The sequence below is a fragment of the Opitutus sp. genome, from assembly GCA_024998815.1.
In the GTDB taxonomy this organism is placed as follows: Bacteria; Verrucomicrobiota; Verrucomicrobiia; order Opitutales; family Opitutaceae; genus Rariglobus.
In genome coordinates this window covers 344,052-370,437 of record JACEUQ010000001.1, presented here as the reverse complement: position 1 = coordinate 370,437, position 26,386 = coordinate 344,052, and the positions used below count along the sequence as shown (strand labels likewise).

19 protein-coding genes are annotated in these 26,386 nt (G+C 60.6%); 14 read left to right on the top strand and 5 right to left on the bottom strand.

The window, feature by feature from the left end:
- The first annotated feature begins 30 nt into the window (after positions 1–30).
- The 4 genes from H2170_01520 to H2170_01505 all read left to right on the top strand — a co-directional run bounded on the left by H2170_01520 (position 31) and on the right by H2170_01505 (position 5,926).
- A complete protein-coding gene (locus tag H2170_01520) occupies positions 31–1,098 on the top strand; it encodes an IS630 family transposase (protein MCS6298770.1) in 1,068 nt (355 codons plus the stop codon).
- 15 nt (positions 1,099–1,113) lie between these two features.
- Positions 1,114–1,608: a purine-binding chemotaxis protein CheW gene (locus H2170_01515; protein ID MCS6298769.1), complete on the top strand. Its 495-nt coding sequence runs from the start codon at positions 1,114–1,116 to the stop codon at positions 1,606–1,608.
- A gap of 741 nt (positions 1,609–2,349) precedes the next feature.
- Positions 2,350–2,655 (top strand): STAS domain-containing protein, encoded by a 306-nt coding sequence (locus H2170_01510; GenBank protein ID MCS6298768.1) that lies wholly within the window; start codon positions 2,350–2,352, stop codon positions 2,653–2,655.
- 187 nt (positions 2,656–2,842) lie between these two features.
- Positions 2,843–5,926: a hybrid sensor histidine kinase/response regulator gene (locus H2170_01505; GenBank protein MCS6298767.1), complete on the top strand. Its 3,084-nt coding sequence runs from the start codon at positions 2,843–2,845 to the stop codon at positions 5,924–5,926.
- Positions 5,927–6,029: 103 nt separating this feature from the next.
- Here the strand turns inward: H2170_01505 and H2170_01500 are convergent, their stop codons facing one another.
- On the bottom strand, positions 6,030–7,097 hold the full coding sequence (locus H2170_01500) for an IS630 family transposase (protein ID MCS6298766.1): 1,068 nt from the start codon (positions 7,095–7,097) through the stop codon (positions 6,030–6,032).
- 167 nt (positions 7,098–7,264) lie between these two features.
- Between H2170_01500 and H2170_01495 the strand changes: the two genes are divergently transcribed.
- The 9 genes from H2170_01495 (at position 7,265) to H2170_01455 (ending at position 20,587) form a co-directional block, all read left to right on the top strand.
- Complete coding sequence (locus H2170_01495; GenBank protein MCS6298765.1) at positions 7,265–9,022, top strand: methyl-accepting chemotaxis protein; 1,758 nt, start codon at positions 7,265–7,267, stop codon at positions 9,020–9,022.
- Between the two features lie 241 nt (positions 9,023–9,263).
- Positions 9,264–10,040: an ABC transporter substrate-binding protein gene (locus tag H2170_01490; GenBank protein MCS6298764.1), complete on the top strand. Its 777-nt coding sequence runs from the start codon at positions 9,264–9,266 to the stop codon at positions 10,038–10,040.
- Between the two features lie 71 nt (positions 10,041–10,111).
- A complete protein-coding gene (locus tag H2170_01485) occupies positions 10,112–10,888 on the top strand; it encodes an ABC transporter substrate-binding protein (GenBank protein MCS6298763.1) in 777 nt (258 codons plus the stop codon).
- Positions 10,889–11,233: 345 nt separating this feature from the next.
- Complete coding sequence (locus H2170_01480) at positions 11,234–15,349, top strand: PAS domain S-box protein (GenBank protein ID MCS6298762.1); 4,116 nt, start codon at positions 11,234–11,236, stop codon at positions 15,347–15,349.
- A gap of 338 nt (positions 15,350–15,687) precedes the next feature.
- The gene (locus tag H2170_01475) at positions 15,688–17,268 is read left to right on the top strand and encodes a fused response regulator/phosphatase (GenBank protein ID MCS6298761.1); all 1,581 of its coding nucleotides are present in this window, start codon (positions 15,688–15,690) and stop codon (positions 17,266–17,268) included.
- Positions 17,269–17,295: 27 nt separating this feature from the next.
- Positions 17,296–18,435, top strand: coding sequence for a chemotaxis-specific protein-glutamate methyltransferase CheB (gene cheB, locus H2170_01470; GenBank protein MCS6298760.1), 1,140 nt, complete (start codon positions 17,296–17,298; stop codon positions 18,433–18,435).
- 3 nt (positions 18,436–18,438) lie between these two features.
- Positions 18,439–19,290: a protein-glutamate O-methyltransferase CheR gene (locus tag H2170_01465; GenBank protein MCS6298759.1), complete on the top strand. Its 852-nt coding sequence runs from the start codon at positions 18,439–18,441 to the stop codon at positions 19,288–19,290.
- A gap of 13 nt (positions 19,291–19,303) precedes the next feature.
- On the top strand, positions 19,304–19,675 hold the full coding sequence (locus H2170_01460; GenBank protein MCS6298758.1) for a response regulator: 372 nt from the start codon (positions 19,304–19,306) through the stop codon (positions 19,673–19,675).
- Between the two features lie 45 nt (positions 19,676–19,720).
- Positions 19,721–20,587 carry an HDOD domain-containing protein gene (locus tag H2170_01455; GenBank protein MCS6298757.1) on the top strand — a complete coding sequence of 289 codons (867 nt, stop codon included), beginning with the start codon at positions 19,721–19,723 and terminating at the stop codon, positions 20,585–20,587.
- A 157-nt stretch (positions 20,588–20,744) separates the two neighbouring features.
- On the opposite strand, the gene H2170_01450 is transcribed toward H2170_01455, so the two are convergent.
- The 4 genes from H2170_01450 to H2170_01435 all read right to left on the bottom strand — a co-directional run bounded on the left by H2170_01450 (position 20,745) and on the right by H2170_01435 (position 23,787).
- Positions 20,745–21,065, bottom strand: coding sequence for a hypothetical protein (locus H2170_01450; protein ID MCS6298756.1), 321 nt, complete (start codon positions 21,063–21,065; stop codon positions 20,745–20,747).
- A 135-nt stretch (positions 21,066–21,200) separates the two neighbouring features.
- Positions 21,201–21,968: an ATP-binding protein gene (locus H2170_01445; GenBank protein ID MCS6298755.1), complete on the bottom strand. Its 768-nt coding sequence runs from the start codon at positions 21,966–21,968 to the stop codon at positions 21,201–21,203.
- Positions 21,965–23,431, bottom strand: a complete 1,467-nt coding sequence (locus H2170_01440) for an IS21 family transposase (GenBank protein MCS6298754.1) — start codon at positions 23,429–23,431, stop codon at positions 21,965–21,967. Before H2170_01440 ends, H2170_01445 begins: the two co-directional genes overlap by 4 nt.
- Complete coding sequence (locus H2170_01435; GenBank protein ID MCS6298753.1) at positions 23,428–23,787, bottom strand: hypothetical protein; 360 nt, start codon at positions 23,785–23,787, stop codon at positions 23,428–23,430. The genes H2170_01440 and H2170_01435 overlap by 4 nt, the downstream gene beginning before the upstream one ends.
- Positions 23,788–24,718: 931 nt before the next feature.
- On the opposite strand from H2170_01435, the gene H2170_01430 reads away from it, so the two are divergent.
- On the top strand, positions 24,719–26,212 hold the full coding sequence (locus H2170_01430; GenBank protein MCS6298752.1) for a hypothetical protein: 1,494 nt from the start codon (positions 24,719–24,721) through the stop codon (positions 26,210–26,212).
- Positions 26,213–26,386 lie beyond the last annotated feature (174 nt).

Here is a 26,386-nt window from a genome sequence, read left to right as displayed (position 1 = left end):
ATAATAAGTGATATTGTATCCGCTTTGTAGATGGGACGAAAAGCCGTGCGAATCACTTGTAGCGAGGGGGATCAGCAATCCCTAGAAAAACGGGCAACCAGCCGGATTGAGTCGAGGCAGCGAGTTGAGCGCGCCCGGATGATCCTTGGGTGCGTGAGTGGCGAGCAGGTGCAAGAGGTGGCGCGCCGCTGCAACACCAGGCCGAACACCGTAATAAAGTGGAGGGATCGCTTTGTGCTGCTTGGCATGAAGGGGCTGGATGATGCGGCACGGCCGGGCGCGAAGCGCACCTACGGTGAGGACTTTCGAGATCGGGTGCTGGCTTTATTGGAAGGGCCACCCCCTCCGGGGCAGGCGCGCTGGGATGGTCCAGCGGTGGCCCGTGTGCTCGGCGGCTCGGTGCACGCGGTCTGGCGAGTGCTGCGCAAGGAGGGCATTTGCCTGCAGCGCCAGCGCTCGTGGTGCGTGAGCACTGACAAGCAGTTCGCAGCCAAGGCAGCCGATATCGTCGGGCTCTACCTGAGCCCACCGGAAAAGGCATTGGTGATAAGTGTGGATGAAAAGCCTGGCATCCAAGCCCTAGAGCGCGCCACCGGTTACGTGGAGACCGACAATGGTAAAATCGTCCAGGGACTCAAAAGCACCTACAAGCGCCACGGTACACTCAACTTGTTCGCTGCCCTTGATGTGGCCACGGGCTTGATCAAGACGCAGAAAACCACCCTTAAGCGCCGGGAGGAGTTCCTGCTGTTCATGGACCAAGTGGTGGCGGATCACCCGCCCGAGAGAGAACTCCACGTGATTTTGGATAATTATTGCACCCACAAAAAGTGCGACGCTTGGCTCGCTCGGCACCCCAATGTCCACTTCCACTTTACCCCAACCTCGGCGAGTTGGCTCAATCAAGTTGAAATCTGGTTCGGCATACTAACAAGGAAGGCGCTACGGGGCGCGAACTTCAGAAGCGTCGCCGAACTTAGTCAGGCCATTGACGCTTTCGTCGCCGCCTACCTGCCCAATGCCAAGCCGTTCAAGTGGCGCAAGCGCGAGGTCAAGGGAAGCCAACTCAGAAATACTATCATTAATCTACGCAATTAAGCACTAGATCGCCCCATGTCCGCCCCTACTCAATTACTCACCTTCAAAACCCAAGGCCGGTGGTACGCGTGCGACCTGCTGTGGGTGCGCGAAATCCTCCGCCAGCCCGCGATTACGCCGGTTGACCGCGCCCCGCCCACCGTGCGCGGGCTCATTCACCTGCGCGGCCAAATCCTCACCGCCCTCGACTTGGACCAGCGCCTAGGGTTGCAGCCTCAGGCCACACAGCCGTCGAGCCGCTGCGTGGTGTTTAAATCCACCGTGGAACTGGCGCGCCTGGCCCTGCCGCCAGCCGAGTCCGAAATGGCCGGCACCGATTTGCTGGGCATCATCGTCGACGAGGTCGGCGACATTCTCACGCGCCCTGACAATGTGCTGCCCCCGCCGCCCGAACTCATGTCGGGCATGGACCATGCCTGCGTGAGCGGCGTGATTCCGAGACCCCTCGGCCTGCTCACCCTGCTCAACATCGGCGCCCTCCTCTCACTGCCCGCCACCGCGAACGCCTAATCGTTCTCGTTCTCCTACTCCTACTCGTTCTCTCCCGCCAAATCCGATCAGCGAACCTCCTGACGAACGAGTAAGAGTAAGAGAACGAGAACGAGTCGAACCGCTTAATCCCCCGAAACGGACCACACGGAGGTGGTCCCTCCCTCCCCGAAATCTTTCTCGTTCCTCTTTATCTTAATCGTTCTCCCTGCCGTATCCACCCCCCTCCGTAATCGTTCTCGTTCTCCTACGCCTAATCGTTCTTTCCCGCCAAATCCGATCAGCGAACCTCCCTGACGAACGAGTAAGAGTAAGAGAACGAGAACGAGTCGAACCGCTTAATCCCCCGAAACGGACCACACGGAGGTGGTCCCTCCCTCCCCGAAATCTTTCTCGTTCCTCTTTATCATAATCGTTCTCCCTGCCGTATCCGCCCCCCTCCGTAATCGTTCTCGTTCTCCTACGCCTAATCGTTCTCTCCCGCCGAATCCGATCAACGAACCTCCCTGACGAACGAGTAAGAGTAAGAGTAAGAGAACGAGAACGAGTCGAACCGCCCAATCCCCCGAAACGGACCACACGGAGGTGGTCCCTCCCTCCCCGAAATCTTTCTCGTTCCTCTTTATCATAATCGTTCTCCCTGCCGTATCCGCCCCCCTCCGTAATCGTTCTCGTTCTCCTACTCTTACTCCTACTCCCGCCCGTTACCGTCCCCCCTCCCCCAACCCGCAGCCCCTCGCGAACCCCTAAAATTTTACCCCCATGAAAGCCACCCTCACCGACACCACCCTGCGCGTCACTTTCGACGGCGATTTACTTTCAACCAACATCGACGCCCTGCGCACCGAGATCCTCGCGGCCATGGCCCAGCACGTGTCCGCCCAAACCATCGTCGCCGACCTCAGCCATTCGCGCCTGGTCGACTCCAAGGGCGTCAACTTGCTCATCGCCCTCTACCGCGAAACCCAGAACCGCAAAATCGGCTTCCGCGCCGAAAACCCCACGCCCGACGTCCGCCGCCTGCTCGGTCTGCTCAAACTCAACGAACGCTTCGGCCTCACCGCCTAAGTTATACCAATAGCTTAAACAAATGGGGCTATTTTTTAACGCAAAGTCGCCGAGACGCAAAGTTCGCAAAGCATTAAAAATGAGTGATTTCATTGCGCTTCTTCGCGTCCTTGCGCCTTTGCGTTAAAGCCTAAAATCGAAACGTGTAGGGTATAGCCCGCCTCCCCCCCCCACCCCAAATACCACCGTGAGTAACGAAGAAAACGAGATGCTCGGGCTGTTCGTCCAAGAGGCGAACGAGCACCTGGAAACCCTCGAAAACGACCTGGTCGCCCTCGAAGCTTCGCCGCAAAACGCCGAACTTCTCAACCGCCTGTTCCGCGCCATTCACAGTGTTAAAGGCACCGCCGGTTTTTTCGGCCTCACCCCGATCACCGACCTCGCCCACGTGATGGAGAGCGTCATGGCCCTCCTGCGCGACGGCCGCATGATCGCCAACCGCGACCTGATTAACTTGTTCCTCTCCGGCACCGACAAACTCAAAGCCATGGTCGCCGCGCCCGATCAGGCCGCGAGCACCGACACCTCGGCCGAGCGCACCGCACTGCACGCGCTGCTGCACACCGAGCCGCCGAAAAAAGCCGCAGCACCCGACAAGCCGATTCTGCCCCTCTACTTGAGCGGCTTCCGCATCGACCCCGAACTGGTGCGCAACGGCCTCCATCACGGTCAAAACGTCTACGTCGTGCAACTCAACCTGAACGCCGACATCGAGGCCAAAGGCCAAACACTGCTCGACTACTTCCGCGACATCGAAGCCCTAGGTACACTCATCGACACCGCCACTGAAATGAGTGGCTTCGACGGTGGTCTCGATGGTGGTGGCGGCCTCGGCGAAGAGCTCGCCGCCGACGTGATCTGCTCGCTGCTCTTTTCCACCGCGATGGAGCCCGATCTACTGCTCTGCGCCTTTAATCTCCCCGAGAACCAACTCACCGCCGTCCCCAGCGAACTGTTAAAGGAGTGGTTAAACACCCAACCCACGCTCGCCCCCTCCAAATCCGCCCCCGTCCCCGTGGCCAAAGCCGCTCCTGATCCGGCGTGGCATGGGCGTCCCGCCCATGGTCTCGATTCCGCGCCTCCGCCCACCGCCCTTCCAGCCACCGTCTCTCCGTCCTCCACCGTCGCCACGACTCCGCCCCCCGCGCCGACGTCCACCAGCATCACTCCCACGCCTCTCTCGCCCGCCGTGCCTGCCGCTCCCGCACACGGCGCAAAACCCAAGACTGAGGACACGGTGCGCATTTCCGTCGCGCTGCTCGACGGCCTTATGAACCTCGCCGGCGAGATGGTCCTCGGCCGCAACCAACTCCTGCGCATCGCCGCCCCGTCGCGGGAAAACGCCTCAGCCACCAGCGCCCCCTCGATCGATGGCCTCGCCAGCGTTGTTCAAGGTATCAGCGGCGTCACGACCGACCTCCAGCGCACCATCATGCGCGCCCGCCTCCAACCCGTCGGCGGCCTATTTGGTAAATTTAACCGTATCATCCGCGACCTCGGCCAGAAGCTGGGCAAAGAAATCCAGCTCGAAACCGTCGGCGATGACGTCGAGCTCGACCGCGCCCTTATCGAGGGGCTTTCCGACCCGCTCACCCACCTCATTCGCAACTCCGCCGACCACGGCATCGAGTTGCCCGCCGCACGCGTTGCAGCTGGCAAAACCGCCGCCGGCCACGTGCGCATTTCCGCTGCGCATTTGGCGGGCCGCGTGCAGATCGAAGTCCGTGACGACGGCCACGGTCTCAACCCCGAAAAACTCAAAGCCAAGGCGATCGAGAAAGGTGTCATCACGACCGAACAGGCCGCCAAAATGACCGAGTCCGAAGCGTGGCAACTGATCTTTGCTCCGGGCTTTTCGACGGCCGCCGTGGTGAGCGACGTGTCCGGCCGCGGCGTCGGCATGGACGTCGTTAAAACCAACATCGAAAAACTCGGTGGCCGCGTGGAAATCCACTCGGTGCTCGGCCAGGGCACCGCGATCATCATTCGCCTGCCTTTAACGCTCGCGATTATCCCCGCCTTAATCGTCGGCTGCGACACCCGCCACTTTGCCGTGCCGCAGCTCAACTTGGTCGAGATCGTGCGCCCCGGCCCCGATCGCCCGCTGGAGGCGTTTGGCGCTTCGCACATCATCCGCCTGCGCGAAGAACTCCTGCCGGTTCTCAACCTCTCTGCGCTGCTCGGCCTGCCCGACCGTTACACGGCGGACAAACCCGGCTACGTACTCGTTTTGAAACTCGATAACCGCCGCTTTGGCCTGCAAGTCGAGACCATCGCCGACACCGAAGAAATCGTCGTCAAACCGCTCGGCCGCCACCTGCAAGGCACCTCGCTTTACTCCGGGGCCACGCTGCTCGGCCAAGGCGAAATCGCCCTCATCCTCGACCTCGCCGGCATCGCCACCGGACGCCTGCCCACCGACACTGCGGTGCGCCAACTCACGCAGGCGGCCGCCGCTGTGGAATCGGAGCGTATTTTGGTGTTCAAAGACGGCACGCCGGAGATTTTTGCGCTCCACATCGCCAACATCGGGCGTATCGAAAAAATCGACACCAGCCGCATCGAGCGCCTCGGTGGCCACGATTACTTGCGCCAAAAAGACGGCCCCACCCTGCGCCTGTTGCGTATCCAGGATCACCTGCCGGTCACCCCGGGCGCGCCGCTTCCCGCCGAGGTGCACATCATCGTGCCGCGTCTGGTGTACCACCCCGTCGCCTTGATCACCGAACACATTATGGATGCGGCCGACCTGGTCACCGGCTCGCTCGACGCCGTTTCGCTGCGTGCGCCGGGTGTTTTGGGCACGGCCACGATCAACGACCGCCTCACGATCCTCCTCGATCTTTACGGCATCATGCGCGCCGCTGGCATGGATCAGGGCGCCGCGTTGCAGGAGGGGTTATCCGGTTTACGGGTGCTGGTGGCCGAGGATACCCTGTTTTTCCGCGAGGCGATTAAACGCGGACTCCACGACGTGTTTAAAACCCTCGATTTTGCCAAAGACGGCGAAGAGGCCTGGCAACGCCTGCAAAAAGGCAGCTACGACATCCTCATCACCGACCTCGAAATGCCCCGTTTGAACGGCTTCGAACTGACCACCCGCATCCGCGCTGATGCCCGCCTCAAAAACCTCCCGGTGATTTCGGTATCGTCCCGCGACACCGAAGATTTCCACGAACGGGCAAAGGTGGCGGGCATCAACCGCTACGAAACTAAACTCGACCGCGAGCGCCTCTGCCTGGCGATCACCGACGTACTCCATCCGCAATGAGCTTAGAGCTAGGAGCTTAGAGCTTAGAGCTTAGAGCTTAGAGCTAGGAGCTCCAAACCCTAAGCGCCTATCTCCTTGGCTCCTAGCTCTTAGCTCCTAGTGCTTAATTGCGTAGATTAATGATAGTATTTCTGAGTTGGCTTCCCTTGACCTCGCGCTTGCGCCACTTGAACGGCTTGGCATTGGGCAGGTAGGCGGCGACGAAAGCGTCAATGGCCTGACTAAGTTCGGCGACGCTTCTGAAGTTCGCGCCCCGTAGCGCCTTCCTTGTTAGTATGCCGAACCAGATTTCAACTTGATTGAGCCAACTCGCCGAGGTTGGGGTAAAGTGGAAGTGGACATTGGGGTGCCGAGCGAGCCAAGCGTCGCACTTTTTGTGGGTGCAATAATTATCCAAAATCACGTGGAGTTCTCTCTCGGGCGGGTGATCCGCCACCACTTGGTCCATGAACAGCAGGAACTCCTCCCGGCGCTTAAGGGTGGTTTTCTGCGTCTTGATCAAGCCCGTGGCCACATCAAGGGCAGCGAACAAGTTGAGTGTACCGTGGCGCTTGTAGGTGCTTTTGAGTCCCTGGACGATTTTACCATTGTCGGTCTCCACGTAACCGGTGGCGCGCTCTAGGGCTTGGATGCCAGGCTTTTCATCCACACTTATCACCAATGCCTTTTCCGGTGGGCTCAGGTAGAGCCCGACGATATCGGCTGCCTTGGCTGCGAACTGCTTGTCAGTGCTCACGCACCACGAGCGCTGGCGCTGCAGGCAAATGCCCTCCTTGCGCAGCACTCGCCAGACCGCGTGCACCGAGCCGCCGAGCACACGGGCCACCGCTGGACCATCCCAGCGCGCCTGCCCCGGAGGGGGTGGCCCTTCCAATAAAGCCAGCACCCGATCTCGAAAGTCCTCACCGTAGGTGCGCTTCGCGCCCGGCCGTGCCGCATCATCCAGCCCCTTCATGCCAAGCAGCACAAAGCGATCCCTCCACTTTATTACGGTGTTCGGCCTGGTGTTGCAGCGGCGCGCCACCTCTTGCACCTGCTCGCCACTCACGCACCCAAGGATCATCCGGGCGCGCTCAACTCGCTGCCTCGACTCAATCCGGCTGGTTGCCCGTTTTTCTAGGGATTGCTGATCCCCCTCGCTACAAGTGATTCGCACGGCTTTTCGTCCCATCTACAAAGCGGATACAATATCACTTATTATTGCAAGTAAGCACTAGCTCCTAGCTCCTAGCTCCCAGCTCCCAGCTCCCAGCTCCTAGCTCCCAGCTCCCAGCTCCCAGCTCCCAGCTCCTAGCTCATCCCCCCCTTTTTTTAACCACCCCAACGCCCTCACGTATCATGAAACTCAGCCTCAAGCTCCCGCTGCTCACTGCCGCGACAATTGTAACTACCACCACCATCGCCCTGGCGACCGCCTGGGTCATCGGCCACCGCAACAGCGTGAACGAAACCAAACATGCGATGCACAGCATCGTTCAAAATGCGGAAAACACCCGGGAGGCCATGGCCCGGCTGCATAAGGAAGGCGCCTTTGACATGGCCTCACTTCAGGCGGAGTTAAAAAAAGTGGGGCTCGACCGTTACCGCGACACCACGATTTACCGCTCCGTACCAATTGTCGCGGCTTGGCAAAGTGCTGAGGCAGTGGCCAAAGATCTCGGAATTGGTTTTCGCACGGTGCGAGACAACCCCCGCAACCAAGAACATGCCCCCACCGTTGACGAGGCACCGATTCTCAAAGCGGTCAGCCAGCCCGGAGTCCATGAATACTTTGCGGAGGACAAGGCCCGCGGTCTGCTCGTCTACGCCGCGCCCATCACGCTGTCCAAAGACTGCCTGAGCTGTCACGGCGACCCCGCCACCAGCCCGACTGGGGACGGCAAAGACATGCTCGGTTTCAAAATGGAAAACTGGAAGTCGGGCGAAGTCCACGGTGCCTTCATTCTGACCCAGCCGATCGCCCGAGCCGATACCACCACGGTGCAAACCATCCAGACATCCCTCTACATTTTGGTGCCCGCCAGTTTGCTGCTCTGCGGTATGGCCATCTGGGTGGTGCGCCGGCAGGTGACCCAACCGTTGCGTAAGGCCGTGGAGGCGACCCAAGCCATCGCCCAAGGTGACCTCACCCGCACGATGAACAACTTGGGTGACGATGAGATCGGCGAACTCGGCGCGGCACTCAACACCACCAGCAGCCAACTGCGCGCCATCGTTGGCGAACTTGCGACCAATGCCCAGGCCCTGAACCGCTCCGCCTCGGTCCTCGCCGACACCGCCCACACCCAGGCCGCCGCCGCTGAAGAAACCACGGTTCAAGCCAGCACGGTGGCCGCCGCCGGCGAACAGTTATCAAGTAACTCCAAAGCCATGTCGCAGTCGGCCTCACAGATCACCGATTCCACCACCACAGTGGCTGCGGCCATGGAGGAGATGTCCTCCTCCATTCAGGAAGTTGCACGCAACTGTGCCAATGAATCCGAGATCGCCCGCAAGGCCGATGCCCAGGCGCGCCAAACCCGCGAACTGATGGGTAAACTCGACGACTCGGCCCGCCAGATCGGCAAGGTGGTGGAGTTAATTAACCGCATCGCCGAACAGACCAACTTGCTGGCGCTCAACGCGACCATCGAGGCGGCCAGTGCCGGCGAGGCTGGACGCGGTTTCGCGGTGGTGGCCAACGAGGTCAAAGAATTGGCCCGCCAGTCGGCTGCCGCCACTGAGGATATCCGCAAACAGGTGGGGCTCATCCAGAGCAACACCGGCGCGTCGATCAAATCGCTCGAGGAGGTCGGGAAGATCATCGAACAGGTTTCTCAAATCTCCTCCTCGATCGCGGCGGCCGTCGAAGAGCAGTCCGCCACCACCTCGGAAATCGTCGGTACAATCCATGGGGTATCCAGTGCTACCACTACCCTTTCGCAAAACGTGCGACAGACCGCCGACGGGTCGAGCGAAGTAGCCCGTAATATCGCCGGGGTGTCCACCGCCGCAGCCGACGGAGCCAAGGGCGCGGCCAGAATTAGCGCCAGCGTCGGCGAGCTCAACGCGCTGTCGTCCACCCTTAACCAACTCGTCGCCAAGTTTAAGATCTAACCCCAATGAGCTGGGAGCGGGCGACCTCGGTGTCGTCCGATTCAGAAAGTAGCGCAGACTTCCAGTCTGCTTCGTCTCAGCTCCGGCAAGCAGCCGAGGCAGACTGGGAAGTCTGCGCTACTTTTTCAGCATCGGAACAGACCACACGGAGGTGGTCCCCTCCCTCCCCCCTAATCTTTCTCGTTCCTCTTTATCTTAATCGTTCTCCCATCCGACTCCGTCAGTTCCTAGCCCCTTTTCCATGCATCTTCCCTCCCGCTTCCTCATCCTCCCCGCCCTGATGCTCGGGCTTTCCAGTCCGCTATGCGCCGAAACCATCGAGGTTCGCGCCGATAGCTGGATGCCCTACAACGGCGATCCGGCCGCCGCGCAACCCGGCTACGTGGTCGAACTGCTCCGCGCCGCTTTCCCCAACGATACCCTCAACTATTCCGTTTGCTCGTGGGCCCAGGCCTGCACCGATCTCACCGAGGGCAAGATCGATGCCATCATCGGCGCAACCACTAGCGATGCCCCGGGCGCCGTCATCCCCGAATTACCCATCGGTGACTACCGGAACTGTTTCTATATTAAAAAAGGCGATCCTTGGCGCTACACGGGGATCAACTCGCTTAAATCGATCCGCCTAGCCGCGATCGCCGGTTATGTTTACGACCTCGGCGGACCACTCGACAGTTACCTCAAACGAGCCAAAGCGCCTGCAGTGCGCTTCGGAACCGGGGACAACCCGCTCGATGACAACATCGCTCAACTCCGTAAAGGCGACGTGGAGGTGATCGTCGAGAACCCCAATGTCATGCACTGGAACCTCATCCAGAAACAGGCCACACCTGGAGAAATTCACTCCGCAGGTTCACTGACCAAGGAGGGTTATCCGCTCCATGTTGCGTTTACGGGCCAAAAGGAAGCGTCCGTTACCCGCGCCGAACAGCTGACGGCCACCGTGAAAAAAATGCGCGAATCGGGCGAACTCGCCCGGTTACTCGAACGCTACGGAATGAACGATTGGGCTAAATAACCGATCTCACTCCAGTTAACCCCAACCTGTGCCGATTACTAAGTAGCCCCACGCCTGATACCCCCTTTCCCATGAACCTCCCTACCCGCCTCCTCCTCCTCCCGGCCCTCCTCCTTGGGCTTTCCAGTCCGCTACGCGCCGACATCATCGAAGTGCGCGCCGACAACTGGATGCCTTACAACGGCGATCCTGCCGCTGAACGCCCCGGCTACGTCGTCGAACTGCTCCGCGCCGCTTTCCCCAACGACACCATTAACTACAAGACTTGCCCCTGGGCGCAGGCCTGCGCCGAACTCGCCGAGGGCAAAATCGACGCCATCCTCGGTGCCGGCCCGAGCGATTCTCCTGGAGCAATTTTGCCCGAACTCACCATCGGTGCCATGCGGAATATTTTCTACGTTAAGAAGGGCACCGCGTGGCGCTTCAAGGGCATCGAATCGCTCAAATCGATCCGCCTAGCCGCCGCTTCCGGGTATGCCTACGACAATGACGGTCCGCTCGACACCTACCTCAAACAGGGCACTGCGCCCGCCGTGCAATTTGGTACCGGCGACGCCCCGCTCGAATCCACTATAGGCAACCTGCGTAACGGGGCGGTTGATGCGGCGGTCGAAGACGCCAGCGTCATGCTGTGGACGCTGAAACAACTGCGCGTTCCGACCGGCGAAATCCATTCAGCCGGTGCGCTCGCCAAAGAGGGTTCGCCGCTCCACGTCGCGTTTACCGCCAAAAAGCCGGTCTCCACCGCCCGCGCCGAGCAGTTAACGGCCACCGTGCGTAAAATGCGCGAATCGGGCGCGCTGACCCAACTGCTAGCGCTTTACGACCTAGACGACTGGAAACGGTGAGCGAGCTGGGAGCTATGAGCTTAGAGCTAGGAGCTATGAGCTTAGAGCTAGGAGCTTAGAGCTTAGAGCTAGGAGCTTAGAGCTAGGAGCTTAGAGCTAGGAGCTATGAGCTATGAGCTTAGAGCTAGGAGCTATGAGCTATGAGCTTAGAGCTAGGAGCTATGAGCTATGAGCTATGAGCTTAGAGCTAGGAGCTATGAGCTATGAGCTTAGAGCTAGGAGCTTAGAGCCATCAAATTCATCAAACCAACCCACACCCAGCTCCCAGCTCCTAGCTCCTAGCTCCCAGCTCCCAGCTCCCAGCTCCCAGCTCCTAGCTCCCAGCTCCCAGCTCATTTCCGCTTCATGCAACTTACGCTCGGTAAAAAACTCGCCCTCGGGGCCGGCTCGATTCTGTCGATCGCGCTGGGGCTGGGCTCCTACGCGGCCCTGCAGATGCACTCGGCAAGTCAGCAGAGCGACGACATCCGGAAACACTCCATCCCGGCGGTCACCGCCGCCAATGCCGTCGAACGCAACTGGCAACACACTCAGTTTGCCATGCGCGGGTACACGTTGACCTACGATGAGGGTTACCTCCAAGCCGCCTTCACCAACCTTCAGGAAACTTACATCGCACTCGATATCGCCCAGCGCCTCGCCGAAAAATACCAACTTACCGAACTCCAAAAAAACATCAGCCGTGCCGAGCAGGCCGTAGCCCAGTACCACCAGCTCACCACCGCGCTCGTCAAAGCCACCGCCGCACTCGCTGCCGATGAAGGTGTACTCAACGCGAGCGCCCATGAGTTTATCAGCGTCAGCAAAGACATCGCCGATAACCTCCAACAACGCCTAGAGAGCGAAGTCGCCGCCGATTTGGACAATGACCGCATCACCGAGAGCATTGGACGCTCGGCCGCCAGCGCCCGCATTCTTTCCAACGGTCAGGATATCCGCATCCTCACGCGCAAAGCCATCGCCCAACGCTCGACTTCGCAGTTCCAATCCGTCGCCCCGTTGATACAGGCCATTCACGACGACATCGGCAAGATCCGGCCCGCCCTGCGCCTGCCCACCGATCTCAAACGCCTCGATACCCTTGCCGCTGCCACCCACGCCTACGCCCAAGCCCTCGCTTCGTTTCAGCGCAACTTTAATGAACACGCGGCGTCAGTTGAAAAAAGCCTCGTCTTGTCAGCCACCATTCTTTCCGCCGCCCAAGAAATGGCCGCCTCCGCCGCCAAATCCATGGACGCCGCCTCCGCCGAAACTAGCGAGAAGCTCAGCCGTACCCTTAGCCAACTCTGGAGCGGGTTGCTCCTCACCAGCCTCGTCGGCGGCCTGCTGACGACTTTGCTCACCCGCTCGATCACCCAACCGATCCACCGCTGCGTGCGTGCCATTCAACAACTCGCCGGCGGCCAACTCAACCACCACATCGGCCTGAGCCGCAGCGACGAAATCGGCGAATTGGCCGCCTCCATCGACATCTGCACGGATAATCTCCGTCAGCTCACCGACGAACGTGAGACCACTGCGGCCGAAACCCGTATGGTCATGGAAGTCGCAGCTCAGCGACTGGAAGGTTTAGTAGAAAGCCGCACCGCTGCGCTGGCCGAAACCGAAGGGCGCTTCCGCACGTTATTCGAAACGATGGCGCAAGGTGTGGTTACCCAGCATGCCAGCGGCGGGATCGAAAGTGCCAATACTGCGGCCGAAAAAATACTCGGGCTCAGTTTGGCGCAACTCCGGGGCCGCACCTCCACCGACTCCCGTTTGCAGATGACGGATGCCGCAGGACACCCGTTGCCCCTAGATCAACAGCCCGTCAGTGTGGCCCAGCGCACCGGCAAGCCCGTGCGTAACGTCGTGGTGTCGGTCTTCAATCCGGTGTTAGCGTCGAGACGATGGATTCTCGTGGATAGCATCCCCGAGTTGGCTCCGGGCAATCCAGTCCCGGTGCGCACGCACACCACCTTCACCGACATCCATGACCGCATGCTTGCCGAGCGCTCACTGCAGGAGCGCACCCAGGAGTTTGAAGGTTTTTTCCAGCTTGCCGTGGACTTGCTGTGCATCACCAACGGCCAAGGCCGTTTCCTGCGCGCCAACGCCGCATGGTCCCTTGCGCTCGGCTACAGCGCCCAAGAGCTGCTCAGCCACCACTTGCTGGACTTTGTCCACCCCGACGACCGCGAAGCGACTCAGGCCGCCATGGAAGTGCTCGCCGAGGGGCATACGGTGGACGGCTTTATTAACCGCTACCGCACGCAGAAGGGGGAATACCGGACGATCGAGTGGCGCGCCTCGCCGCAGGGTGAGCGCATCTATGCGGCCGCCACCGACATCACCGAGCGCATCAAGGCCGAAGAACTGCGCGAGGCCCAGCGCCGCAGCTTGGAGTTCATCATCGAGTCTGACATCTCGGGCTACTGGGACTGGGACTTGGTTAACCACACGGGTTTTTACAGCCCTGCGTTTGCGCGCATGCTCGGCTACCTACCCAGTGAATTGGCGCCGCGCGACGACACCTGGCAGGAGCTCATTTATCCGGTGGATCTGCCCGGCACCTACGCCGCCATCGAACGCCACGTTACCAGCCGTGGCGCCAAGCCCTTCTACGTTGAAGCGCGCTACATGCACAAAAACGGCAGCTTGGTTTGGGTGATCGTCTCGGGCGGCGTGGTCGAGTGGTTAGCCGATGGCAGCCCAGCGCGCATGGTCGGATGCCACATCGACATCACCCCGGCCAAGGAGTCGGAGTCCCAGTTGCAGAGCACCAATTTGCGCCTTTCCGACGCCGTCAGCGAAGCGCAGATGCAGATGATGAACGCCGAGGCCGCCAACCGGGCCAAGAGCGACTTCTTGGCCAACATGAGCCACGAGATCCGCACGCCCATGAACGGCGTGATCGGCATGACGCACCTGCTGAGTGAATCGAGCCTCGACGCCGACCAACGCCACTACGTCAAAACCATCCAATCGAGCGGCCAGACGCTGCTGAGCCTGATTAACGACATCCTCGATTTGTCCAAAATCGAGGCGGGGCGTTTCGAGTTCACCCCGATCGATTTCACCTTGGAGCGCTTCCTTGGCGAGTTCACCGCGCCGCTGCGCATCCAGGCCCAAACCAAGGGCGTGGGCTTTGTCTGCCAGCCCGCCAGCGACCTGCCCCGGCACATTCGCGCCGACGCCAACCGGCTGCGGCAGATTCTACTCAACCTCACGGGCAACGCCCTCAAGTTCACCAGCGCCGGCGAGGTGCGCCTGAATGTTTCACTGCGGCCGGCGGGCACCCTGGACGGCAACGCGGACACGCTACTGCACTTCGCGGTGCGCGACACCGGCCCGGGAATTTCGGCCGACCAGATTGGACGCTTGTTTAAAAAGTTCTCGCAGGTGGACGGCACATCCACGCGGGTATTCGGCGGCACCGGCCTGGGGTTGGCGATCAGCAAAGAACTGGTTGTCCTCATGGGCGGTAAGATTGGCGTCGAAAGCACCCCTGGCCAGGGCTCGACCTTCTGGTTCGCTATCCCGCTGCAAGCGGCCAGCCCTGATTTTAAGGACACCACCGAGACTGCGACTTGGACGGCCAGTAGCCCTGCGAACATGACTTTGCCGGCGCACACGCGCATCCTGCTCGTGGAGGATAACCCGACCAATCAACTCGTCGCTGCGGGCATCCTTAATAAATTCGGCGTCAAGCCTGACATCGCCGACAACGGCCAGTTGGCCCTCGATGCGCTGCGGGCCAGCGACTACGATTTGGTACTCATGGACATTCAGATGCCGGTGATGGACGGCCTCACCGCAACGCGCACGATCCGCGCTCCGGGCACGAGCCTGAGTCGGCCCAATCTGCCCATCATCGGCATGACTGCGCACGCCTTGGCGGGCGATCGCGAGCTTGGAATCGCCGCTGGGCTGAGCGATTATCTCACAAAACCGATCGATCCACGCATTCTTTTCGAAACTTTACGCCGCTGGCTGAAAATTGTGCCGATAACACCTGTGTCAACGACACCTGTGCCCACCATGAACGACCCCGCCCTAGTCCACGTACCTGTAGTTGTTGCCACCGCCACGCCGACGGTCGCACCTGCGCCAGTTGTGGCAGCAACTGCTGTTGTTGTTAACACCACGGCAGCGATTGCCCCGATCAACATGGCAGAGCTGAGCAACCGGCTGATGGGCGACATGATGATTGTTAACCACATTTTGAAGTCGTTTGGGGCGAACCTTGAAAACCAGCTTCAGGCGATCCGCACTGCGGTTGCAGCGCAGGATCTGACCGCGATCTCGCGCGCCGCCCATGCGCTCAAAGGCGCTGCGGCTAACCTCGGTGCTGAACCTCTGCGCGCAGCTTGCCACGCCATGGAAGCCGCCGCCAAAGCACAGGATCTCGCCTCCGCTTCCGGCAGCGCTGCCGACATCGAAAAAGCCGCGCAAGAGCTGCGCGGCGTACTGCCGAGCTGAGCGATGGAAGGATTTCGAAATGACCAAGGCCCAATGCCCAATGACCAATGCCCAATGACCAATGCCTCCCGGCTGCTGTTCAACGTCCAACAGATCTCCAGCCCCCCGCTCCGAATGTTGAACGTTCAATGTTGAATGTTGGATGTTGAACGTTCTCCGAAAACTCCGCCCCCCGCCGCCTCTTTCTCGTTACTCTTTATCTTAATATTTCTCCCTGCCGATTCCGCCCCCTCCCGTCACGATCATCGAGCCCCAATCCTCCTGACGAAAGAGAACGATTAAGAGAACGAGAACGAGTCGATCAGTCCAAGCCTCCTCCGACCCCCTTTTTTCGCTAAATGAGCCACACCGCCCCTTCCACCACCCCTGACATCCTTGTCGTCGACGATGATCCTATGTCGCGCGACATGCTGGTGTTCATGTTCCAATCGGCCGACATCCGCGTGGTCTCCGCCTGCGATGGGCTCGACGCAATTGAGCGGATCAAAGAACGCGGCGCGACTCCCTTTGAGGCCATTTTCACCGATGTGCAGATGCCGAGAATGGGCGGACTGGAGCTGCTGGAGTGGATCAACGTGAACGCCCCGACCACGGCGACCGTTATCATGACCGCCAACCAGGAGCGTGAGCTGGTTTCGGCCTCGCTGCGCGGTGGCGCGGTGGAGTTTTTGGACAAGCCCTTCGATCTGCGCGCCATCCTGCGTGCGCTCCGCCAGGCGCGCGAAATTCACCGCAACCGCACGCAGCAACTGGCCGCCACCCACCGGTTGCTCGACATCGCCGACATCAACCAGCGCCTGACCCGCACCGCGCTGGATGCCGCTGTCTGCACCTCGGCTAAAATCAACCTCGTCACCCGGTTTTACCCGCTCAACGAGGCGGGCGGCGACTTGGTGAAAACCACGGCACTCGATTACGACCGCATCCTGCTGGTGCTCGGTGACGTCTCCGGCCACGGGCTCAAGGAGGGGTTTCTGTCCGCCTATTTCCAAGGCATCATCGAGGGCATGGCCAACCAGGCGGCCACTTGCCAAGGGATCGCCGAATCCTTTAACCGCTTTCTGCTCAACCAGTGGAACGACACCGACCCGTTCGCCGTATCCACCTCGCTCAGCGCGACCTTCCTTGAAGTGGACTTTGGCGGGCGGCGCGTATCGGTGCTCAATTGCGGAGGCCCTGCGGTGATCCTGTCGGACCGCCGCGGTAACATCGAGCAACTCGCCCCGGGAGGAGCGCCGCTGGGCTGGTTTCCAGAGATCGAGCCGCAGAAACTCACTGCTACTCTCGATGTAGCCGGGTTACTCGTTTTGTTCAGCGACGGCCTCGAAGCCCACGCCGAACGCCTGCAAGTGCCGCCGATCGCACTGGCCTACCGTATCCTGCAATCCCCCGCTAACACGCTGGCCAACACGCTGCTCAAGGGAGCCGACGACGACATCGTGGTGTGCCGCCTCGACTGGAATCCGCCCAATGAAGCGACCCCGCTGGGCGAGATCTGGATGCCGATTTTCAACGAGACGTGCCCGGGCGACTCGGCCCCGCGCATCGACGCTATTCAGGACTTATGGGCGCGCACGTTAACCATCACCCTGCCGCAACTCGGCGAAGACACCCGCCACGACGTGCTGCTGTGCATCCGCGAAGCCACCCTCAACGCCCTCGATCACGGCTGTAACAACGACGCCGCCAAAACCACGCGTGTTGAGCTGTTGGTGAACAGCACGGCCGCTTTCTTGCACGCCCGCATCACCGACGACGGGAGGGGCTTCGACCCCAATGCCCCGCGCCCCCCGGTCGACCCCGAACACATTTCACTCGGCATTCAAGTCATGCGCTCGCTCACCCACGCGCTGCGCCACTCCGACGACGGCCGCACCTTGGAAATGACCTTCTGCCTGCCGGCAACGTCCACACGTTAACCGTTTAACGCTCCGCTTTTTTCAATCATGCGACTGCTCATCGTCGACGACACTGCGCTCTACCGGAAGCTCCTCACCGACGCTGCCACCCCACTCGCTGGGGTAGAAGTGGCCGGGGCGGTGTCTTCGGGCCCGCTCGCGCTCGCCCGACTCGCCGCCGAACCCATCGACCTGGTGCTGCTCGATGTCTTTATGCCCGAGATGAACGGCCCCGAGGTGCTCGCGATCATCCGCCGCGACTTCCCCAAAGTCGCCGTCGTAATGATCAGCGGGGCGACCGGTGCCGATGCCTCCATCACCATCAACACGCTGGCTAACGGCGCCCTCGATTTCATCCCGAAGCCCCAAACCACCTCGTTTGCGGAAGGCATGACGCGCCTGCGCGGCCAGCTGCAGCATGTGGTGAACATGGTCAACCTGCGGCGAATTAATACCGCTCCCGCCGCGCCCCGCACCGCACCCGCGCCCACAGCCCTTGGCGCTGCAGCAACGGCCAGCGGACTCTTCGGCAATCGTGTTGCGACTGCGCCCGCGCCTGCCACCCCGGCCCAGCCAACCCGCCGCCGCGTACTGCCACCGGCTACCCTCGATATTTTGCTCATCGGTGTGTCCACCGGCGGACCGCGCACCCTCCAGGATTTGCTGCCAGGCCTGCCGGCGGATTTCCGCCTTCCCGTGGTCATCGTGCAACACATGCCGCCGCTGTTCACCCGCACGTTGGCCGAACAGCTCGACAAGGTGTGCAACCTGCGCGTCTCCGAAGCGGTCGACGGCGAACGTGTCGTCGCGGGACGCATCCTCATCGCACCCGGCGGACGCCACCTGGAAATTATCCGCGATGCCGAGGGCAGTCTTATCACGCGCCTCACTGACGCTGCGCCGGTTAACTCCTGTCGGCCGGCGGTGGACGTGTTGTTCAACTCGGCCTCGCGCTGCGCTCTGCGCGGGGCGCTCAGCCTGATTCTCACCGGCATGGGTGAAGACGGCGCCGCTGGCGTGGCCACGCTCAAAGCGGCCTTGCCCACCTGGTCGATCGCCCAGGACGAGGCAACGTCGGTCATCTACGGCATGCCGCAGGCGGTGGTGCGCCGCCAACTGGAAGACGAAATTCTCGCCCTGCCCGCCATCGCTCCTCGGTTAACTGAACTGGCCCGCAGCCGCCAATAACCCATGCCCGTACTCGAACAAAAACCCGGTGACCTCGCGCAGCTCAGCCGCTTCGTGGCGGAGGCCTGCTGCATCCACCTCGGCGAAGAAAAGGGCTACTTATTCGAGGCGCGGCTGGGCTCGATCATCGCCCAATCGGGCGCAGTCGACATCCCCGACTTCATTCGCCTAGCGAAGACTGACCCGACCAACCGCCTGCGTGACCGCATCATCGATGCGATGACGACGCACGAAACGTATTGGTTTCGCGACGAGCGGCCCTGGGCCTCAATGCGCAATCAAATCCTGCCCGCACTCGCCGAGCTGCTGCGTGGCGGTACCCGGGCGCGTGTGCGCATCCTGTGTGCGGCGTGCTCGACGGGCCAAGAGCCCTACTCGCTCGCCATGCTCATCGATACGCTCTGCTTGGAAGGCAAATTACCCGGAGTACGCCCCGAGCAATTTGAAATTATCGGCACCGATGTGTCGGCCGGCACCCTGATGCTCGCCACCAACGGCCGATACAATCAGATCGAGATCGTGCGCGGAATGGGCGAGGTCTGGCGCCAGCGGTATTTCACGGCCAACGGCCCGATCTGGACGATCGCCGAACCCATCCGCAAGCGCGTCACCTTCAAGCGCCACAATCTCCAAGATGACCTCAACCCCTTCGGTCAATTCGACCTCCTTTTTTGCCGCAACGTCGCCATTTATTTTGAAGCCGATTTTAAGAACCGGCTTTTTCAGCGCCTTGCCGCCGCGCTCAATCCAGGCGGCCGCCTGCTGCTCGGCGGCTCGGAATCACTGCTCAGTCACCAGGACTTGTTCGCCACCGAAGTGATCGGAGAGTCGGTATTCTACCGCCGTAAACCCTAACTTTTACTCTGTCATGAAACTACTCATCGTTGATGATTCGTTGGTGATGCGCCGCATAGTCGGCTCAGCCGCCGCGCTGCTTGGCGCCGAATGCGTCGAAGCCGCCAATGGCGAACAAGCATTCGTAAAGCTCCAAGAAGATCCGGCGGGCTTTAATTTAATCTGCCTAGACTGGAACATGCCAGTTATGAGCGGATTGGAATTCCTAAAAGCACTCCGTGCGGACCCTCGCTGGATCGATATTCCCGTGCTCATGATTACGACCGAGGGTAGTCGTGATTCCATCATCGAAGCGCTCAAAACCGGAGCCACCGGATACCTCACCAAGCCGTTCAACCAGCAAGATCTACAATCCAAAATGATGGATTGTCTTGGCCTCGGCTGAGCAGTAGAAAAATTCAACGACCCCAACCCCTTACGTTTTACTCCCATGGCTTTACCCTCAACCGCCTCGACCTCGGAAAAAGAAGAATACTTGCGCATCCTCGGCAAGATGGAGAGCCTCAATGGCAACATGGCCGTCCTCTCACGACTCGGCAGCATGTTGCACGACCCCAACAACGGCATCGATGATGTCGCCAAGCTGCTCCAATCTGACGGTGCGCTCAGTGCCAACGCCATCCGTGCGAGCAACAGCGTGCGCTACGGAATCGGCCCGAAAATCTCCAATGTGGAGGCCGCGCTGATCAAGGTCGGCTACAACCAGGTGATCTCCCTGATCGGTACCGCGCTCTCCAAGCAGGTCTTCATGAAAGACCTGCCCGCGTACAGCATGACCGCAGACGATTATTGGGCCTACAGCTACTTCTGCGGCGTGTTTTTGGAAGCTCAAGCCAGTCGCGTGGGGATTTTCCCTGACGAGGCCTACCTGCTCGGTTTGCTCCACGGAATCGGACGCATTGTCATCAACGAACTGCTGATCAAAGGTCGCTCCGAACTGGTGTGGGACAAAACCACCCCGTGCGAAAAATGGGAGGAGCTCAACATTGGGTTTCGCAGCGATCAAGCCGGCGCGACCCTGCTCAAGAACTGGAAGTTTAGCCCCAGCATCCACCAGCGCGTTGCCGACCAATACCTCCCCCAAGCCCAGGCAAAAGACCAGTTGCTGCAACTGCTCGACTACGCCCGCGTTAGTTCTGAGCTTAATCAATACCGTCTCGACGAGGAACCGTGGGTATTGCCGGCGGATCACCCCTACACGCAGAACCCCGATTTTCACCCCCGCGCCATGGCCGAAGAAATCGAAAACGCCAAGCGTACCTGCTTGGATATTCGCATGGCCATTAAAGCGCATTGATAGCCCCTGGGCGCCTCGCCGTTATGTTAAGTAGAGTAGAGAGAGCCGCGCGTCGGTAACCCGTCAGCGCGACCCTCCCCCTCGTCAAACCGTGCAAGCGGTTTTCCCGCACACGGCTTACCGAGTCCCCATTCTTTCGGTTTGGTTTCAGCGGAGTTCATTGCTTCCAAGCCGCCGTAAGCGGCCAGTGCCATAGTTTGTATTGACCATGCAAACGGTCGTCGGTGAAGAACTCGAAGAGTCCGTGGGTGCGGCTATACTTTCGCCACAGCCATCGGCGTAGCCGGTTACGAACAAAGACCTGCTGCTTACTAAACACGTGCGTGCTGTTGCCGTAATGAAACGCCGTCGCCCATCCCCGAGTGATCTGGTTGACCTTTCGGACCATCGCCACTGCGGGTTGATTGCGGCTGCGCACCTCTAGCACTTCCCGCACTTTGTCGCGTAACTTGGCCTGGCTTTTCACGCTGGGCTCCACGTGCGGATAGCTTCGTTTGCTCTTCAGTGATTGCTGTGAGCGGCGGCGCGAACACCGTCTATTTCTGGCGGTTACAAAATCACCTGTCGTAAAAGCCGATGACCGGCCCCGCCAGGGGCCGATCATCAGGCCCGGTCAGCTTGCAGGTTCGTCGGCTAGGCGGTCTTTCATGCGGTAGGATTTGCCCTCGATGACGACGGTCTGGGCCCGGTGCAGTAGGCGGTCCAGGATCGCCGCGGTGATGCCAGCGTCGTTGTTAAAGATCCCTGCCCAGTGTTTGTAGGCCTTGTTGGTGGTGACGATCAGCGAGCCGCGTTCGTAGCGTTGGCTGACGATCTGGAAGAGCAGGTCGGCCCCCGACTTGTCGAGCGGCAGGTAGCCGACCTCATCGAGCACGAGCACCGCAGGGGTCATGTAACGCTTCAACTCGGCTTGCAACCGGTGCAGGGACTGGGCGGTGACCAGGGCGTTGATCGCGTCCACCGCCGTCGTAAACAGCACCGTGTAACCCGCCTGGCAGGCCGCGTAGCCCAACGCGCTCGCGAGATGTGTCTTCCCAAGCCCCACACCACCGCAAAACACCGCGTTGGTGCGCTCCTTGACAAAGCCCAGTTCGAAGAGGTGCCGCACCTGCGCTTCGTTCAACTCCTTGGGCCAGTCCCACTGGAACTGGTCGACGGTTTTCTTGACCGGGAAGCGCGCCGCCTGGATACGCCGCTCCAGCGCCCGGATCTGGCGGTCCTGGGTCTCGGCCTGCACCAGTCGGCGTAAAAATTCGGCGTGCGAACAGCGCGCCTTGGCCGCCTCGGCCGTCAGTTCGCCGTGGTGACGCAACAGGTAACCGAGTTTCAGATACTTGAGCTGGTCTTTTAATAAATCGGGTTTTTCGGGTTCTGTTTTCATTGGGTATAGGGGCTTAAATCCGGGGGACGCAGTTCGAGTTCCAGTGCGGCCAACGCGTCGGCGCGGGTGAGGTGGATCGGCCCGGCTTGCGGCAAGGCCCGCGCGCGTTGTTCGAGCAAGTTGAGGATGTAATCGCTGGAGTAGGCGCCGAGTTCATGGGCGCTTTCGATCGCCCGGCCGACTGCCTCCGTTCCATACAGGGCCACCAAACCCACGATAGTCGCCAGGTGGTGTCCCGCGTTGAGCCGGCGCTCCTCCAGCCCCCGTTGGTAGGCGGGTGCCGCCGGGCTCAGTTCCAAAAACCGTAGCCGCAGGCGCTGCCGCGCCCCCTGCCGTTTGCGCTCCTCGAGTTCGCGCACATGCTCGGGGTTTTCCACATCGGCGCGGCGGGCAAAACTGCGGGCATGCTCGGCCACCAGGGTGCGGTCCGCATAAAACCTCACCTGCGCCCCCTCGATCTGCGCGGTGAGTAGCGCCCCGGCAAACTTCGTGGGCACCGAGTAGCGGTTCGTTTCGATACTCACCCGGCACCGCCGCGACGCCCGCACGCTTAAGGTGCGCACCGCCGGACTGGCCACCGGGTTAAGCGGCAGGAGCGCAGCGCGCTCCTCGGGCAGCCGGTCCACCGGCCGGCCCTGGGTTTCAGCGTGCACGCGCACGTTGGCCACCGTTTCCAGCCACAAGCTGGCGGCCGGCCCCAGCTCGGTAAACCCATTCATCTGCCTCCCGCCAAGGAAGCTTTTTTTCACGTAACCCACCGCGTTTTCCACCATGCCCTTGGACTGCGGATGCCCCGGCCCGCACGCTTTTATCGTAAACCCGTAGTGCCGGGCAAAGTCCAGGTACTGGGCGTTGTACACCGGGTCGGTCCCGGGCACATGCGAGAGGACGGCCGTCTTGCAGTTATCGACCATCACCTCGCGCGGCACCCCGCCGAGTTTTTCAAAGGCGCGCCGGTGACAGCCCAGCCACCACTCCTGGCCCTGCCCGAGGGTAAATTCCACATGCAGGAACCGGCTGTAGCCCAAAACCATGACGAAAAAACTTAAAGCCCGCCGGGTGCCGTCCACCTCCACCGAGCCAAAGCTGCCCCAGTCCACCTGCGCGGTCTGGCCGGGGGCAAACTTGAGGGTAAGAAACGCCTCCAGGTTCCTCGGCCGCACCCGCCGCACGTAGTCTTTCAAAATTGAATACCCGCCCGTGTACCCCCGCTCGCGCACCTTTTGCCAGAGCTGCATGGCGGTGAACGGATGGGCCTCCAGCCACCGCGCGATCGCCGGCTTGTGCACGTCGAGCTTGCTTGGCCTAGGCACCTGCGCGGCCTGGCTGCGCGCGTACTTTTCCTGCGCCTGCCAGCGCCTCACCGTCTGCACGTGCAACTGGAGCGAGCGGGTGATTTGCGGCGCACTGTGACCGGCAGCCTCCGCCTGTTTTATCCGGCAATACAGTTCGTAATTGATCACGCCCCCACCTCCCGGCTCGGCGACGGCGTTACCGCCAGCGTGTGCGATGGCCTGCCCCGGTCCAAGGAAAGCACCTGGTAAAGTGGCGCGGCGTAGGCGATCACCCCGGCCTCGATTAACTGCCGACGCGCCTCGACCAGGCCGTCCTCGCTGAGCGTGAGCAGCCGGGCCAGGGTGCGCGTGGCGTAGTAACTCAGCCCGTCGGCGTCACCCACGGTTACCAGGACCAGATAAAGTCCCCAGGCGGGGGCACTGGCCCGCCCCAGGTAATTGCCCCGCACCAGCCGGTGGTCCAGCCAGCTAAACTGGGCCGGCGTGCGCCGGAGTTGTTCGCGATCGATCGGTTGTTTTTGCATAATCGGGCGGCTGGACGTCGATGCCCAGGATCACCCGCCCCCGGGATTGCAGGTGTCGCAGCATGGGTTCGAGGTCCTCTTGTAACGTCACTCCGGCGAACTGCGCGATAAGCCCCACGAGCACAGGGTTTTGCGACTCCCATCTGTCTTGTAACGGCACGCAGGGATTCGGTAACGCCACCTCGGCGACCGGCTCGGCTTTAGGCTGGTGCACAACGGATTGCGTAGTTGGGATGTCTTGTAACGCCACCCGCCGTCGCGGCCCCCTCCGCCTTGAGTACCCCGGATTGGCCTTCCGCCACTCCTGCACCCGTTGGACATTTTCTGGGCCTTTCCAGTGGTCGAGGTTCTCCGGCTTCGCCAACCATTTGGCCTGACTGGCCGCCCGGCTCGCCCGTCGGCATCCCGGCTTCCCGCAGTAGCGCTGACGCTCGCGGTTATGCGCGTCGGGCAGAAAGAAATCGGCACAGTGCAAACACTTGCGTGAACCGGTTGGATGCATCGCTGTGCATCCGCCAAGCGTCCCGCCGGTTCAATCTCCACCCATTCGCACCCCTCATATCCCCAGCCGGACAGGGAAGAAAACCCACCCACGGAAGAAGAGTATTACTCTTTTTAAGGGGAAGAAGATCCACCGAAGAAGAAGTGCATTCCTAACCGCCAGAAATAGACGCTTTCCCGCTCGCCGCTCACACGTTACCGTTAAGCCAAACGATCCGGGCGAAATGAGGGGTAATGCAAGGAAAGGAATCCGCTACCAAAACAGTGGAAGTCATGCCCGGGGAATAAACCCCTGCCCCACTCTTGCTATAGAGTAGAGCCTGTCCCGAAAGCATAAAAACCTAGCAGTGAACTATTAGCATAAGTTTAATGATGCCTAAAGAGGGGTAATTCCCTGGTTTTGGTCAAAAAAAAGCCGCTATAATCGGCCATGAAGTCAAAACCCGTATCCGCCACCTCGGCCATTGCCCTGCAACGCTGGTTGCGTCCGGCGCTAACGCCAGTCGGTGCCAATAAAGATTACGCCGAGTTTCGCCAGCAATTGGAAGGACTCGACGCGTTGTTGCGTGGCAGCCACTTGGAGACGATGGCGATGGACTTTGCCAAGGCGGGGGCAGGCCAAGCCAGTGTCGCACAACTACGCCAGCGTATGGAGTTTGCGCTCAAAGCGTTACGCTTTGAAGTGTTGCGGGTGCATTTGGGCAACATATCCTTTCGCGAGCTTTCCCGTAGCATTGCCTCAAGTGATTTACTGGCGGATTTTTGCGGTGTTCGCACGCTTGAGGGAATCAAGGGGGCGTCCAAAAGTGTGCTGGAGCGGGCCTCGAAGTTTTTCACCGCCGAACAGGTGCGCTGGATGGGGCAAGTGTTGGTGGAGATGTGCGGCGAGAAGGATCGCGCCACTGAACTCGGGTTGAGCGCGCCGCTGGACATGGATGTTTGCCTCATCGACGGCACGTGCTTGGAGACCAACATCCACTTCCCGGTGGACTGGGTGCTGTTGCGTGATGTGTCCAAGACTTTGCTCAAGGCCATGATTTTAATCCGCCGCGCTGGACTGCTCCACCGTATGCCTGAAGAGCCGGAGTGCTTTGCCAAGCAGATGAACAAGTTGTGCATGTCAATGACCCACGCAGGCCGCCGCAACGACGCCAAGCGCGCGCGTAAACAGATCCTGCGCAAGATGAAGACGCTGTTACGCACGATCGGAGAACATGCCCGCCGCCACCGCGACCTGTTGGCGCAGAAGTATAGCCAAACCCATTACAGCCAACGCCAAACCAAGCGGATAACCACCCGCATCGACGCTATGCTCGGCCAACTGCCCGCCGTCATCAAGCAGGCCCACGAGCGCATCATCGGCGGACGCCCGGTGCCCAACGACCAAAAGATCCTCAGCGTGCATGAACTTGATGTGAACGTACTGGTTCGCGGCAAAGCAGGGAGCCAAGTCGAGTTTGGCAACTCGTTGCTGTTGAGCGAGGCGCTCTCCGGTTTAATCACCGACTGGCAACTCTACCAGGGCGCGGCTCCGGCAGAATGGTGCCAACTCGAGGAAAGCCTGGCGCGGCAGAACCGCTTTGACCTGAGTGCGCCGATTAGCGCGGTCGGCACCGACCGCGGCTTCGCCACCAAAAAAACTTCCGCAATGCTCAAGCAACAAGACGTTTACGATGCGGTATGCCCGCGTGATCCGCACGCGCTCAAGGAGCGTTTGAGCGAAAAACGCTTCGCCCAATTGCAGCGGCGCCGTTCGGCGACCGAAGCGCGCATTGCGATCCTCAAACAACGCCTCGGCGGACGCTTGCGCTGTAAAGGGTTTGCCAACCGCTACCGTTCGGTGGGTTGGAGTGTACTCGGTCACAACCTCTGGCTGGTGTCACGAATCCTTGCCGAGGAAATAACACTTCCGCTGGCCGCTTAATTCAATTTTCCGGCAAAAATGTGAATAACCCTGGGGCTCGCCCCGGCTTTGCCGTACCTTACTACCGCGCTTGGGGGCGGGAAAAATCGATTCGGGCCGCCGTTTAACGTCGCTGGGGTGATTCGTGCCACCTCGTTCGCCCGCAATCCCAATGGACCTCTGCGCACTTTTTAA

What these genes read in the sequence shown, in the direction of transcription:
- H2170_01510 (MCS6298768.1), top strand. Translation starts at nt 2,350, where the DNA reads ATGAAAGCCACCCTCACCGACACCACCCTGCGCGTCACTTTCGACGGC.
- cheB (MCS6298760.1), top strand. Translation starts at nt 17,296, where the DNA reads ATGCGACTGCTCATCGTCGACGACACTGCGCTCTACCGGAAGCTCCTC.
- H2170_01515 (MCS6298769.1), top strand. Translation starts at nt 1,114, where the DNA reads ATGTCCGCCCCTACTCAATTACTCACCTTCAAAACCCAAGGCCGGTGG.
- H2170_01520 (MCS6298770.1), top strand. Translation starts at nt 31, where the DNA reads ATGGGACGAAAAGCCGTGCGAATCACTTGTAGCGAGGGGGATCAGCAA.
- H2170_01500 (MCS6298766.1), bottom strand. Translation starts at nt 7,097, where the DNA reads ATGGGACGAAAAGCCGTGCGAATCACTTGTAGCGAGGGGGATCAGCAA.
- H2170_01465 (MCS6298759.1), top strand. Translation starts at nt 18,439, where the DNA reads ATGCCCGTACTCGAACAAAAACCCGGTGACCTCGCGCAGCTCAGCCGC.
- H2170_01495 (MCS6298765.1), top strand. Translation starts at nt 7,265, where the DNA reads ATGAAACTCAGCCTCAAGCTCCCGCTGCTCACTGCCGCGACAATTGTA.
- H2170_01490 (MCS6298764.1), top strand. Translation starts at nt 9,264, where the DNA reads ATGCATCTTCCCTCCCGCTTCCTCATCCTCCCCGCCCTGATGCTCGGG.
- H2170_01445 (MCS6298755.1), bottom strand. Translation starts at nt 21,968, where the DNA reads ATGAAAACAGAACCCGAAAAACCCGATTTATTAAAAGACCAGCTCAAG.
- H2170_01485 (MCS6298763.1), top strand. Translation starts at nt 10,112, where the DNA reads ATGAACCTCCCTACCCGCCTCCTCCTCCTCCCGGCCCTCCTCCTTGGG.
- H2170_01455 (MCS6298757.1), top strand. Translation starts at nt 19,721, where the DNA reads ATGGCTTTACCCTCAACCGCCTCGACCTCGGAAAAAGAAGAATACTTG.
- H2170_01475 (MCS6298761.1), top strand. Translation starts at nt 15,688, where the DNA reads ATGAGCCACACCGCCCCTTCCACCACCCCTGACATCCTTGTCGTCGAC.
- H2170_01435 (MCS6298753.1), bottom strand. Translation starts at nt 23,787, where the DNA reads ATGCAAAAACAACCGATCGATCGCGAACAACTCCGGCGCACGCCGGCC.
- H2170_01480 (MCS6298762.1), top strand. Translation starts at nt 11,234, where the DNA reads ATGCAACTTACGCTCGGTAAAAAACTCGCCCTCGGGGCCGGCTCGATT.
- H2170_01460 (MCS6298758.1), top strand. Translation starts at nt 19,304, where the DNA reads ATGAAACTACTCATCGTTGATGATTCGTTGGTGATGCGCCGCATAGTC.
- H2170_01430 (MCS6298752.1), top strand. Translation starts at nt 24,719, where the DNA reads ATGAAGTCAAAACCCGTATCCGCCACCTCGGCCATTGCCCTGCAACGC.